The organism is Marinobacter sp. C1S70 (assembly GCF_000475355.1).
Lineage (GTDB): Bacteria > Pseudomonadota > Gammaproteobacteria > Pseudomonadales > Oleiphilaceae > Marinobacter > Marinobacter nauticus.
In genome coordinates this window covers 26,774-39,241 of sequence record NZ_AXBW01000001.1, presented here as the reverse complement: position 1 = coordinate 39,241, position 12,468 = coordinate 26,774, and the positions used below count along the sequence as shown (strand labels likewise).

At 58.0% G+C, this 12,468-nt stretch carries 14 protein-coding genes; 5 read left to right on the top strand and 9 right to left on the bottom strand.

The features are described 5' to 3' along the window. Positions 1-87 precede the first annotated feature (87 nt). Complete coding sequence (locus tag Q669_RS00185; RefSeq protein ID WP_022990777.1) at positions 88-651, bottom strand: NADPH-dependent FMN reductase; 564 nt, start codon at positions 649-651, stop codon at positions 88-90. 142 nt (positions 652-793) lie between these two features. Further along, positions 794-1,042, bottom strand: coding sequence for a hypothetical protein (locus Q669_RS00180; RefSeq protein ID WP_022990776.1), 249 nt, complete (start codon positions 1,040-1,042; stop codon positions 794-796). Between the two features lie 196 nt (positions 1,043-1,238). Here Q669_RS00180 and Q669_RS00175 point away from each other — a divergent pair, with 196 nt between their 5' ends. Then, positions 1,239-1,883 (top strand): hypothetical protein, encoded by a 645-nt coding sequence (locus Q669_RS00175; RefSeq protein ID WP_022990775.1) that lies wholly within the window; start codon positions 1,239-1,241, stop codon positions 1,881-1,883. 27 nt (positions 1,884-1,910) lie between these two features. On the opposite strand, the gene Q669_RS00170 is transcribed toward Q669_RS00175, so the two are convergent. The 3 genes from Q669_RS00170 to Q669_RS19685 all read right to left on the bottom strand — a co-directional run bounded on the left by Q669_RS00170 (position 1,911) and on the right by Q669_RS19685 (position 3,689). Next, positions 1,911-2,579, bottom strand: a complete 669-nt coding sequence (locus tag Q669_RS00170) for an alpha/beta hydrolase (protein WP_022990774.1) — start codon at positions 2,577-2,579, stop codon at positions 1,911-1,913. A gap of 50 nt (positions 2,580-2,629) precedes the next feature. Then, the gene (locus Q669_RS00165; protein ID WP_022990773.1) at positions 2,630-3,379 is read right to left on the bottom strand and encodes a ParA family protein; all 750 of its coding nucleotides are present in this window, start codon (positions 3,377-3,379) and stop codon (positions 2,630-2,632) included. A 154-nt stretch (positions 3,380-3,533) separates the two neighbouring features. Next, entirely contained in the window at positions 3,534-3,689 is a 156-nt protein-coding gene (locus Q669_RS19685) for a hypothetical protein (protein ID WP_022990772.1), read from the bottom strand. A 75-nt stretch (positions 3,690-3,764) separates the two neighbouring features. Between Q669_RS19685 and rhtB the strand changes: the two genes are divergently transcribed. Next, positions 3,765-4,385 (top strand): homoserine/homoserine lactone efflux protein, encoded by a 621-nt coding sequence (rhtB, locus tag Q669_RS00160; RefSeq protein ID WP_011786702.1) that lies wholly within the window; start codon positions 3,765-3,767, stop codon positions 4,383-4,385. A gap of 90 nt (positions 4,386-4,475) precedes the next feature. Then, positions 4,476-5,441, top strand: coding sequence for a calcium/sodium antiporter (locus tag Q669_RS00155; protein WP_022990771.1), 966 nt, complete (start codon positions 4,476-4,478; stop codon positions 5,439-5,441). Here Q669_RS00155 and Q669_RS00150 read toward each other — a convergent pair. From Q669_RS00150 to Q669_RS00135, 4 genes are all read right to left on the bottom strand, one after another. Further along, positions 5,438-6,292, bottom strand: coding sequence for a hypothetical protein (locus Q669_RS00150; protein ID WP_022990770.1), 855 nt, complete (start codon positions 6,290-6,292; stop codon positions 5,438-5,440). The two genes, Q669_RS00155 and Q669_RS00150, sit on opposite strands and share 4 nt — an antisense overlap. Positions 6,293-6,378: 86 nt before the next feature. Next, positions 6,379-7,245, bottom strand: a complete 867-nt coding sequence (locus Q669_RS00145) for an ABC transporter substrate-binding protein (RefSeq protein WP_036148011.1) — start codon at positions 7,243-7,245, stop codon at positions 6,379-6,381. Between the two features lie 11 nt (positions 7,246-7,256). Then, positions 7,257-9,188, bottom strand: a complete 1,932-nt coding sequence (locus Q669_RS00140; protein WP_022990768.1) for a TonB-dependent receptor domain-containing protein — start codon at positions 9,186-9,188, stop codon at positions 7,257-7,259. A gap of 194 nt (positions 9,189-9,382) precedes the next feature. After that, the gene (locus tag Q669_RS00135; protein WP_022990767.1) at positions 9,383-10,336 is read right to left on the bottom strand and encodes a LysR family transcriptional regulator; all 954 of its coding nucleotides are present in this window, start codon (positions 10,334-10,336) and stop codon (positions 9,383-9,385) included. A 129-nt stretch (positions 10,337-10,465) separates the two neighbouring features. On the opposite strand from Q669_RS00135, the gene Q669_RS00130 reads away from it, so the two are divergent. Together Q669_RS00130 and Q669_RS00125 are read left to right on the top strand one after the other, a co-directional pair. Further along, positions 10,466-11,425: an iron-siderophore ABC transporter substrate-binding protein gene (locus Q669_RS00130; protein ID WP_022990766.1), complete on the top strand. Its 960-nt coding sequence runs from the start codon at positions 10,466-10,468 to the stop codon at positions 11,423-11,425. An 8-nt stretch (positions 11,426-11,433) separates the two neighbouring features. Then, the gene (locus Q669_RS00125) at positions 11,434-12,459 is read left to right on the top strand and encodes a FecCD family ABC transporter permease (RefSeq protein WP_031211049.1); all 1,026 of its coding nucleotides are present in this window, start codon (positions 11,434-11,436) and stop codon (positions 12,457-12,459) included. The last annotated feature ends 9 nt before the right edge of the window (positions 12,460-12,468 follow it).

Below are 12,468 nucleotides of genomic sequence, written 5' to 3'. Positions count from 1 at the left end.
CCATAAACGACCAACGGAGGTAGAATCCCGAAAGCTTTATGCTTGAATTGTGGCAAATAATGATCGGGAATCAGAGCGCTCAGTAACTTAACGCATGGGCTTCATTCCCTCGGCCCACTTGGCCAGCTCCGCCAGCATGGTCGAGGCCGACCCGGTATGATGCTCGGTCGCCTGGAACTTGCGATTCTCATCCAGAAGTTCCCAGGGCATCTGCACCATCACGCCCTCCACCATGGGCATCATTTTAACGGTGGTCACCAGTTGTTTTGCCATCTGTGCAGACCGTAGCCCGCCAGAGACACCGCCATAGCTGACAAAGGCACACGGCTTGTAATTCCATTCGTTGTAGACGTAATTGATCGCGTTCATGAATGAAGGCGGCGGGCAGAAATTGTACTCCGGCAGTACGAATACGTAGGCATCCGCGCCGGACACACTCTCCGACCAGTTTTTCGTGTGCTCGTGCTGATACTGCTGCTGACGCGGGTGATTGGGCTCGTCATAAACCGGCAGGTTAAAATCCGCCAGATCCACCAGCTCACTGTTAAAAGCACCCTGTTCGTTGGCAAAACCGTTGAACCACTCAGCGATGGCTGGGCCGACACGGCCGGGGCGAGTACTGCAGATGATTGTCTGTAACTTGAGGGACATGGCACGCTTCCTTTTGCTGAATAGACCGATCTGCCGCGCAAACCGTACGGCAAAACCGGTTCACGCCGTTATATACCATTGCTCAGTCTAGCCTCAGCGCCAGGCGATAGATAACACAAGCTTCTGCAGTAATTGTTCAGTTTTACTGACGATCCCGGAGCACCTTCCAGTCCAGAACATTTCCCTCGGAATCAAACTGAACATAGCCGGAATAGCCGTCGGATTCATGCCAGGTCTTAACGTAACCAACCACCTGGCCATCTTCGGCAACCATTTCAAAGGAGGTGTTCTTCTCGTGGGTAATGTGGTGATCATCACCGTCAGGAGCGACTTCTTGAAGTTTCAGGTTCGGGTTTCCGGGAAGTGCGATATCGAGCAGATGTGAGTTCATGGCAAAACCTCTTCGGGCATTCAGGCAGGGGACCGGTTTCGATCCGTCACGGCCAGTGTAGGCAGGATTTGTGTCGCTGCGTTGACACAACTCAAGACCTTTCCCGTGTTCCGCAGACTGTCACAATCCACTTCTTTGAACCCTGGACAGGCTGGCTGTTAAGTTAGTTCCTCAAAAGGAAGCGGAGGCCACCACAATGGACTACATCAGCCCGATCAGCAGCGCCGTAATGGCCGTTGTCTGGATCGTCTATTTCCAGCTGTTTTTCCTGCAATACAAACGAAATAACCGCCCCTATCTGGTCATCCACCATGCCCAGAACGAGAACCCGGATGCACTGTGTTTGCTGGTGAATATGGGGCAGGAAACGGTTCACGTGCAGTGTGTACAGGTAGTGCTGCATACCCGAGCCGGAGACGAGAAAACCCTGACCGTTACCGAATACGAGCGCGTCGCACCGGATGACTCCAACGTACAGGATGCTCTCAGGCAAGGCCCGGTGCCGTCAGGTGGCTATCTTGTGCTGGGCTCGTTCCGGAATGTCATTCTCGGCAAGAAGAGCGAGGACGATGACAGCGACTATCTTTTCGAGGACATTACCGGGGTGGAAATCCGAGCAGCCGTGATTCATGGCCCCAGCCCCTACCCCGTAGGTGTGCGCCGAAGCTTCACTTTGCGCCACGATGGCAGACCAAAAATATTCCCGCACAACATTCACAGCGAGCAGCTAAACCGGCGCAAAGACCGCAACGAGGTGCGCCGCTGGCTTGAGGAAGAGCTTCAGCCCAAATGCAAAGGTCGTTCGGAATCGGACAGCTCCGACCAATCCACCAGCGAATAGGACGGGGAAGATGAGTCCCCGGCCGAGTTAGCGGTCTCCCGAGGTGAGCCGAGACAGGAAAGCGTCCAGGTCTCTCACCTCTTCAAGGCACAGGCTATGTTCCATTCCATAGCTTTGAAACTCCGGCTCGTACCCGAGATCCTGAAGTTTCCGAAGTGCCGCCTGGCCAAGTGATTCGGCCACGATAGGGTCGAAGCGACCATGGCCGATAAATATCGGCAACTTGCGGTTGGCTTCGCTCAGCTCAATGGTATCAGCCGTAGCGAAGTAAGTAGACAACACAAACAGGCCGCCAAGACGCTCCGGATAGCTGAGGGCCAGCTCATAAGCCACCGCACCGCCCTGGGAGAAACCACCCAGAATGATGTTTTCACTGGCAACACCGCGCTCCCGCTCGGCCCGGATCAGCTCTGCAACCATGGCTGCGGACGCGCGAAGCTGTTCGGCATCAACCTTACGATCGACGTCCATGGCAAGGATGTCGTACCAGGCCGGCATCACCATCCCGCCATTGATGGTAACTGGCAGCTCCGGTGCATGGGGAAAGATGAAACGGACGGGCTGCTCCCGCGAGAACCGGAACTCCGGAACCACCGGCTCGAAGTCATGACCGCTGGCGCCAAGCCCGTGCAGCCAGATGATGCTGGTTTGCGGGTTGTCACCGGTGTCGATTTGCAGTGTTTCAAGGGGTGTCATCAAGGCTCCACTCGTGTCGAATAAGTGCCGAGACTCTACCACTTTTCAGGCTATCGAGACCAAAGATCCGTTTTGATACCCGACCACAGTTTGCGGAATTCTCCTGCCGCCAGTGAGCCTGGGGCCAGCACTTCAAGTGGTTGCCCTTCTTCCCCCATTCGTTCAACCGCACTCGCATAGGGGACGGCGGCAAGCGCAGCCAAGCCACGTTTCTCTGCGTCCCGCGCCAACACATCCCGATGCAGATTCTTGCGCCTATCCACCATTGAAAAGAACGGACGCAACTTCTTAACACCGAGTTTTTTATCCTTCACAAACTCTTTCAACTGATCCCAGCTGTTCAGGGACAACCAGGTGGGTACCACCGGCACATACACCTTGTCAGCCACATCCAGCACCTGCTCGGTAAGTCGGGATAACGTGGGCGGGCAATCCAGAATTACCAGGCTGGTGTCTTCCGACAAAGGTGCCAGCAGGTCTTTCAACGCGTTGCCACCGTGCTCCTGTTCAAGCTTGATGTCGAAATTGCGAAAGCTGGAATGGGCGGGGATAAAATCCAGGTTGGGATAAACGTCTTCGTGAATAAAGCGGGCAATGGGCGATTTCCCCTCCAGCAGTTTGGAGAGTTTCCGGCCCTTCACGGGCTCTGCTCCGGCAAGGTAGAAACTGGAGGCCCCCTGTGGGTCCAGATCCCAGAGCAAGGTCCTCAGATTGTCCCGGCTGGCCAGATAAGCGGTGTTGACCGCAGCGGCGGTCTTTCCAACCCCGCCCTTGGGGCTGTAAAAGGCGATGATTCTCATCCTGTGCGGCTCCTGCCGTGTTCCATGTCAGTAAACACTACAGGATAACAGCGACCCAGCGGCCATTCATGAAGCTTTTATGACAACCGGCCAGCGGCGATTGGCAAGAACTGTCCGGGATAGGAGGGCACGAAAGGCTTTCGTAAAACCACTTTCACGCGGCTTTGCGAAAGCCCTCCGACCGAACCGTCTTGTCCCGGCTGCGCTTGTATTTGGTTTTGTCCTCAACCACACGCATCTGGTATTTTGGTGTTCTCAATTCCCGTTGCACAGCACTATGCTGCGTGGCTTTCGCCCGTTTTCTGGCCATCTCACAGTCTCCTCTTCTGGCCGGTGTTTTGTGGCGGTTAGTATAACATCTTCGGATTCAGCAAGAGCGTAAGCAATGACACTCACTGTCTGGCTGACCTTTCTGGTCGCAGCTGTTTTTATCAGTATTTCGCCTGGTGCCGGCGCGGTGAATTCCATGAGCAGCGGGCTTCGCTACGGGGTGCGTAAATCTCTGCCCACCATTGCCGGTCAGCAATTCGGTTACGGCGCACAGATCGTGCTGGTAGGCGCCGGGCTGGGCGCAATCGTCGCCTCCTCCAATACTGCTTTGGCAGTGATCAAATGGATTGGCGTGGTTTACCTTATCTGGCTCGGCATCCAGAAATGGAGGGAGCCACCTATTGAAGCATCCCGGGCGGACCTCTCCGGATTCAGTCCAAGACAGCAGTTCTGGAACGGAGCTCTGGTAAACCTCACCAACCCGAAGGCCACCATCTTCCTGATTGCCCTGTTCCCCCAGTTTCTGGTGGCGGGCGCGCCCCATGGTCCTCAGTTGGCAACCATGGGGGCTACGCTGATCTTTGTCGATATCCTGGTGATGGTAGGCTATGCCATTCTCGCCAGCCAGCTGTTCCGGTTCATGACCACCCCTGCGCGCCAGCGGCAAATGAACCGGGTTTTTGGTGGCCTGTTCGTGACCGCAGCGGTGGCCCTGGCCAGTTTCAAGAGAGCCTGAATTGCCACTGGCTGATAGGTAGTTCTGTGTAATTGTGCGGCCACTGCGATTGCCGTCAAATACTCCGACATCAACCTGGGAGCCAACAACGTGCTGATTGCATCTCTCGCCATTCTTGCCGGCCTTGCCCTTCTGGTCTGGAGTGCAGACCGGTTTGTTGAAGGATCGGCCGCTACGGCTGGCCATTTTGGAATGCCACCTTTACTGATTGGCATGGTGGTGGTTGGCTTTGGTACCTCGGCACCGGAGATGGTGGTTTCCGCGCTGGCGGCCTCTCAGGGCAACCCCGGCCTGGCGCTCGGTAATGCCTATGGTTCCAACATCACCAACATCGCCCTGATTCTCGGTATCACCGCCGTAATTGCCCCCATCGCCGTACACTCCCAGGTGATGCGCAAGGAATTGCCGATTCTGGCCCTGGTTACCCTGGCGGCGGCCTGGCTGCTGTTTGATGGCGAACTCAGCCGGCTGGATGCGGCCGGCCTGCTGGTGCTGTTTGCCCTGTTACTGGGCTGGAGCATCTGGTCTGGCATGAGAAAAACCGATGATGCCTTCGCCACCGAAATGGATGCCGAGCTTGCCGCTCATCCCATGCCCATTCGCAACGCGATGCTCTGGCTGGTCGTGGGGCTGGTTCTGCTGATTATCAGCTCCCGTATTCTGGTCTGGGGCGCAGTCGATCTTGCCACCCGCTTTGGCGTCAGTGACCTCGTGATCGGCCTGACCATTGTGGCTATTGGCACATCTCTGCCGGAACTGGCCTCTTCTATCATTGCGGCCCGCAAGGGCGAGCATGATCTGGCATTAGGTAATATTCTGGGCTCCAACCTGTTCAACACCCTGGCCGTGGTCGGTATTGCCGGCTCCATTGCCCCCATGGCGGTGGCCAATGAAGTCTTGATCAGGGATATTCCAGTGATGGTGGGCCTTACCCTCGCCCTGTTTGTGCTGGGCTATGGATTTCGCGGGCCCGGGCGTATCAATCGTGTGGAAGGTGCCGGGCTGCTGGCCGTCTTCGTGGGCTATACGGCCTACCTGCTAAGCACCACCTTTTAAGAGAGCAGCCCCGGGGTCAGCAACCATTCACTGACTCCCGGATACTGCTCCAGATCCAGGACAAACTCCTGACCACGTGCTGCGCACTTTAAGCGGCAGTATTCCCCGGAATCCTCCAGGCGCCAGCGTTCCGGATTGTGATGATAACTGAGGGGTGACTTACCAGGTTGGGGCATGAAGGCTGCCGGCAATCGCCACTCCGTGACCTTTGCAGCTCCGGGCGCGGTCAGCCGGTGCTGGTCTGACAAAGCCTGCACGGCTCCAGCAGCTGGCAAATCCTCACGCAAGCCTGGAATCTGAAGCCTGTCGCCGCTGACATAGAGACAGTTCCGTACTGATCGCTCGCCATGCAGATGTGGATGATAGCGCGCCCACTCCGGTACTGACGGCACGTCACCCAGAGGCCAGACGTCTGCCACCTGCAACCAGCCCCAGACAGCGTGAAACGGTCGGCTACCTGGCACAAAGCGCCATCGTTTACGATAACGTTCCACCGGTCGGAACAGCGCAAAAAACAGAAAAAGATCACCAGGACCAATGCAATGATTGGCCAGGTGCGCCTGGGCCGAACTATGCTGGCCAAGCACCGGGCGCCAGCCTGGCAGCCGGGGATAGGCGCTTTCGATGACATCCGGATCCAGATGCGCACCACGTCTGGAAAACGCCCGCTGCCCCGTCAACTGCGACACCAGCGAACCAATGCTTTCGCCATGGTGCCGGACCTGGCTGTAGCGAATGGGCGACTGTTCGTCCGGAATGGGCAGCGCCAGGCAGCTGCCATCCGGGAAGACCGGATTGGGACAGCCACCTGCGGAACTGTCGAAGCCTTTTCTGCTGAGGATCAGTTTCATGGCCGAGCATTATTGACCAAAGCGGCGCAAACAAAAAAGGCCCGTCGGCGTTTGCCGGCAGGCCTTAAGATTCTGCTGCGCGGAAGTTACCGCACCGCGTTCACCACTTCGTCCACTTGCAGCCGTACGCTCTGCAAGCCGCCACCGGACAGGTACCAGAGGCCTGGGTTAAGCACCACAACTTCGGTAGACACACCAGCCTCGGCCAACGAAGCTTTCAACGTCTCCGGCGCCAGCGGTTCATCTCCGATCGCGGCACTGCGATCAACCACCAGCAGGTTATCCGGCGCCATTTGCGCCAGAACATCGGCTGTTACCGGATAGAAGGTACGCTCGCCACGCACCACGGGCTGCACACTGTCTGGCACAGCCGCAGGTGTCAACGCCAGTAGCTCGTAGACCAATGCTTCCTGCCGAAGTGAAAAGTTCCCGTTATTATGGGTCACCACGGTAACGGTACCTGCGTCGGCCAAGGTCGCCTTTTGCGCCTCAACGTGCTGCCAGAGCGCGTCCAGCTCTATGCCAGCCGCCTCTTCAAGGCCGTAGTAGCCAGCCAGGCTGAGCACACGGTCATTCACCGCTGCCTGAAGACCGTCCCCCTCCAGCGTGACATCACGTACTGGAGCCACCTTCGCAAAGGACGCAAGGGCTTCCGCGCCCTGGCGCCCGGTCATCAGTACCAATCCCGGTTTCAGATCCGTGACCAATGCCAGGTCGGGTGTCTTGAGACCGCCTGCGTCCGGCAACCTTTCGCCCAGACCCACCAGATAATCCGGCAGGCTCTGGTGTGGAATGGCCACAACCTTTTCTTCCAGACCCAGCTCCAGCAAGGTGTCCAATGCACCGTGATCGTAGCTGATCACCGTGGGACCGGTTACTTCCGTCGTGGTCGCGCACCCGGTCAGGGTTATGCCGGCCAGAGCAAAAGCCATAATTCGTTTCATTGAAGTCATGGTTACTATCCTCAGAAGTCGACCGCCAGGCCAAGGTTCAGGCGACGGCCATCCAGCACCACGCCATAGTCATCATTGGTGATTTCTTTATCAGCCAGGTTGTACAGACCCGCGGTCACCCGGGCAGAATCGGTCAGTTGGTAAAGCAAACCGGCATCCATCAACGTATAACCCGGCGTGCCATCTGACATGCTACGGCGGCCAAGGTAATCGCTGGTTTCGCCACGGTAGTTGGCCTGGAACCAAAGATTCAGGCGGTTATTCGCTTGCCAGTCCAGGTTGGCGTTAGCCATGTGCTCAGGAATTTTGTTCAGCGGTTCGCCTTTGTACTCCCCGGTCTTCTGTTCAGAGTCGGTGTAGGTGTAGCTGGAATTCAGAGTGACCGAGTCGGTCAGCCGATAATCCAGCGTCAGTTCGACGCCTCGCATTTCGGCTTCGTCGATGTTGGCCCGGGTACTCAGGAACAGGTAGTCGTTGCCCTGAAAGCTGCAGGTCCAGGTGGCCGGGTCATCGCGATCCCCATTGGGAGACTCACAAAGCCGGTCTTCGGCAATCTTGTCTTTGAAATCGGTCTGGAACAGCATCACGCTGGCGTTCAGCCCCATGGCCCGGCTATCAAACACCATTCCCGCCTCGTAGCTGATACTGGATTCCGGATCCAGTTCCGGGTTGCCGATGATCAATGCCCGTGGATGCGGCGCAGGTGAGCCACCGCCGCCAGTGCCACGGCCGAAGCCTTCGGTCACATCGGCCAGACCCGGCTGACGATATCCCGTAGACACCCCACCCTTGAGGGTCAGCTCTGGCGTCAGATCGTAAAGTGCGTAAACCCTTGGTGAAAACTCACCGCCAAACAGCTCGTCGTCGTTGTAACGCAGCCCTGTGGTCACCGACAACTGCTCGGTCAGCCCCCACTCCACTTCCGAGTACACCGCAGCGATCCAGCGATCAACACTGCGGACGGCGCCTGGAATATTGGATGTCAGCAAACCGTTGGTTTCGTCGGTCAGCTTTTCCTTCTTGTACTGGCCACCCACCGTCAGCACATGGTCGCCCCAGAACCGTGTAGCCTGGGTATCCAGCATCGATACTTTCTCTTTCTTGGTCTGATCCTGTACCCGCTCGGACAGGTCATGCTGGATAAAGCTCCGGGTCAACCAATCGCCATAGTTGCCGGCGTGAGACAGCACGTATACATCTTTGTCATAGATGTAGTTTGAGCCGGTTTCATCCTCTGCCACACTCTTGCCGGGTGTGCTGGTCTCTTCCAGACGGGAGCTGTCGTAACTCAGGGCAAATTCGTTGCGACTATCCGGAGTCAGAATCAGCTTGGCACCACCCTGCTTGCGCTTGCTTTCCGGGGTACTGCGTGCGGAGTCATCGGCACCGGCAAAATCGCTCTCATCATCCCCTCCCCAGGCAGCATTCACTTCCGCACTGAGCAGGTCCTCCACCAATGCGCCGCCGGCAAACAGGCTGGTCTGCCGGCTGTCGTTGCTGACATCGTTCAGAGATTTGGTGTACTCGGATGAGATAGTGCCCGCCCACTCACCACGGTTTTTGCGGGTGATGATGTTGATGACGCCGCCCATGGCTTCAGAACCGTACAGCGACGACATCGGGCCACGGATGACTTCAACCCGCTCGATCATGGAGATGGGCGGCAGAGCAATCTGCTTGCCACCGTCCTGGCCGTTGGTGTTTACCGAACGCCCCGCTGAGACCGGCCGGCCGTCGACCAGATAAAGCGTGTAACTGTCGTCCATCCCCCGAATGCTAATGTCCTGCGCACCACCGCCACCGGTTACGTACACTCCCGGGATGTTATTCACCGCATCGACAATACTCTTGTAGGACTTCTTCGCCAGCTCCTCGCCAGAGATCACCGAAATACTGGCCGGCGCATCCGAGATGTTCTGCTCAAAGCCAGCGGCAGTCACCACAATTTCACCCAGCTCAACGGGCTCGGCCTAGGCCAGACCAGCGGTGCTGGCACTGGTCAGGGCAACCGCTGACGCCAGCAAAGGAAAACGACGGCGCATGAATAACTCCTTGTGTTGTGCAACGTTCACGATATATCAGTTTTCGCACTTGCGAATCATTATCAGTGGCGTGAACATTAACACAGCGCAAGGGTTCAGGTGTTGGAATGATGCGTTCCGCTTTTCGGAACAGCCTGTGTGGCAGTACCAACACCCCCAGTCCATTCCTCCGGGATACAGCTTCGTAGATGAGCAATAAAGGCCCGCACCCGACGGGGAAGAACACCATGAGGATAAAGCAAGGTCACTGGCAGGTCGGGTCCATACCACTCCGGTAGACAGGACTGAAAACTGCCGGGATGAGCCGTCAGCCGACGTTCCACCAGCCAGACCGGCATCAAGCCCAGGCCGCGGCCCGCGGCAATGGCGTCACCCTGCACATTGAACTGGTCCACGGTAAACCGACGGTCCGGTAGCGATAGCGGAAAATTGCCCTGGCGGGAGTGGTGCAATATTACCCCGGTGTCTGCCATACCCAGCAGATCCACCCAGGGATGATGGGCAAGCTCTCCCGGTGCAGCCGGCTTGCCGTGCTGCCGGAAATAGGCCGGGCTACCGAAAATACCCTGCTTGAGTACACCGAGCACCTCCTGGCGCAGCGCTGTCTCACCGGTCTCGCCCAGCCAGATACACACACCGTCCTCGACCGCTTCCGGCAGGTTCCTCTGGGTGTGAATCGCAACACGAAGGTCGTCATGGTCAGCCATAAAGGACTCAACCACCCCGGAAAACCAGCCACGCACAAAAGATTCGTGACAACGCAATTCCAGCTTGCCGGTTACCTCGGCTTTGAGTTCGTCCAGTGCCTCCCGCCCCTGCACCACCAACTCGAGAATGTCGTTGCAATAGCGGTAGAACACACGCCCGGCATCGTTCGGCACGATCTTCCGGGATTGTCTCAGCAACAGTGGCTGCCCCACATTCTCCTCCAGTTGTCGAATCCGGCGGCTGAGAGTGGACTTGGGTAGTCCCAGATCCCGGGTACTGGCGGTCAGGCTGCCGGTGCGCACTACCGACACGAAAGCTTCCAGCTCCTGCAAGTCATACATGATTTGGTTCCATTATTTGCAACTGACCGTTCCAATTTATCACTTTAAAACCTTAACGAGAACCATTATCATTATTTTCCATTAAAATTTGCAAGCTATCTAACACCCCGCTGCCGGAGCGCACTGACCATGACATGCCGCACTCTCACCCCCAGACAGACGCTTCTCCGATCCATTGCCGTACTGGCACTCTCCGCCATGGGCGCGGGTACCAGTCTCGCGGATACCCGGTCTGTGGAAACGGCCTATGGCCCGGTAACGGTCAACGGCCAGCCAGAGCGAGTAGTCACACTGTACGAGGGCGCCCTGGACACGACACTGGCCGTCGATGCCAACCCAGTGGGTGCTGTAATTACCCGTGGCGGTAGCGACGTTGCCGATTACATCAAGTCCCGGGCAGGTGATATCGCTATTGTGGGCGCACCGGCCGAAACCAATATTGAAGCGGTTATCTCCGTCCGGCCCGATCTGATTCTGGCTGCACCGCGCACCAATGAGCAGCAATACCAGTTGCTGTCGCGTATTGCGCCGGTGATCGTGTCAGATGTTCCCATGTTCCAGCCGGACAGCTGGGAACGGGAAACCCGCCTGTTCGCCAAAGCCCTGGGGAAAGAAGAGGCCGCTGAGCAGGTGATTGCCAAAGTCGAATCCCGCATTGGCGAAGTGGCCGCCCTTGTGGCGGCTCGCATCCCGGAAGCCCAGCGAGATGCCACCCTGGTTCGCTGGATGCCCCAGGGCCCCCTGGTAATGGCGGAAGGCCTGTTCTCGGCCTCGATTCTTCAGGCAGTAGGCTTCCGGATAGATGACAATGATCTGGTTGAAGAAGGCCGCCCCCACAGCGAACCACTGAGCCTGGAGAACCTGTCCAGCATGGATCAAAGCTGGGTATTCCTGGCGACACTGAATGAAGATGGCGACAAAGCACTGGAGGCAGCCCGCCAATCCCCGGCCTTTGCCCGCCTGGATGCGGTTGAACACGACCGGGTAATCACCGTCAGCGGGCAACTCTGGACCAGCGCTACCGGACCTCTGGCGGTACTGGCCATTCTTGATGACATCGAAGCCGCGGTCACTGCCATTCAGCCCTGAAGCGCCCAATGTCGAACGCTCTATCCCCGACTAGCGTGGTTGCGTCTCGCGCTTTTTTCCCGCCGCTTCTGGCTGCGGGATTTTTATTATTACTGGTGGTACTGGCCAGCCTGCTCTATGGCGCCGGCCCGGTGTCTGCCAGCGATGCCATGGCGGCGCTGATGGCCAATGGCACGGAGGAAGCCTGGTTTGTGGTCACCGAGCTTCGGCTGCCCCGCACCATCATTGCCCTGATCACCGGCCTCGCACTGGGCCTGGCCGGTGCCCTGCTCCAGTCCATGACCCGCAACCCACTGGCCGAGCCGGGCTTGCTGGGCGTCAGTGCTGGCAGTGGCTTTGCAGTAGCCCTGGCCATCCTCTTGGGCGCCACCACAGCCACTCTCACCACCCTGTCCGCCCAGCTTGGAGCGCTCGCCGGCTGTGCCCTGGTGATTGCCGCTACCAGGGTGCAGGGCCTGGGCAATGATCCTGTGCGTCTGGTATTGGCCGGGGCCACCATGACCGGTCTGCTGCTGGCATTGACCTCCATGTTGATGCTGATGGACCAGCGAGCCGCCGATGAGATTCGCTTCTGGATTACCGGCAGCGTGGCCGGCAAACCCTTGTCCATGCTTTGGGCAACGCTTCCCTCCATCACTCTCGCCCTGGTCCTGATTGCTATCGTGGCACGACCACTGGCAGCCATGGCCCTGGGCGAAAAAGCGGCCGTCGGGCTGGGACATCACCCGGGGCGAATCCGCTTCCTGATCACTTTCACGGTTGCTCTGCTGGTGGGCTCGGCAACGGCCCTCGCCGGGCCCCTGATCTTTGTCGGACTGGTGGTGCCGTTTATTGCCAGGGCCTTTTCCGGCCCCGATATCCGCAAGACCCTCTGGCTGTGTGTGCCTGTTGGCCCTGCCGTGGTACTGGGTGCCGACGTGCTTTCCCGGTTGATTGCCGCGCCCGCCGAAATGCCTCTGGGGGTGGTTACCGCGCTGATTGGCGCTCCGGTGCTGCTGGCCATTGTCCGGGCCGGCCGGATGCCTTCGCTATGACCGCAGGAT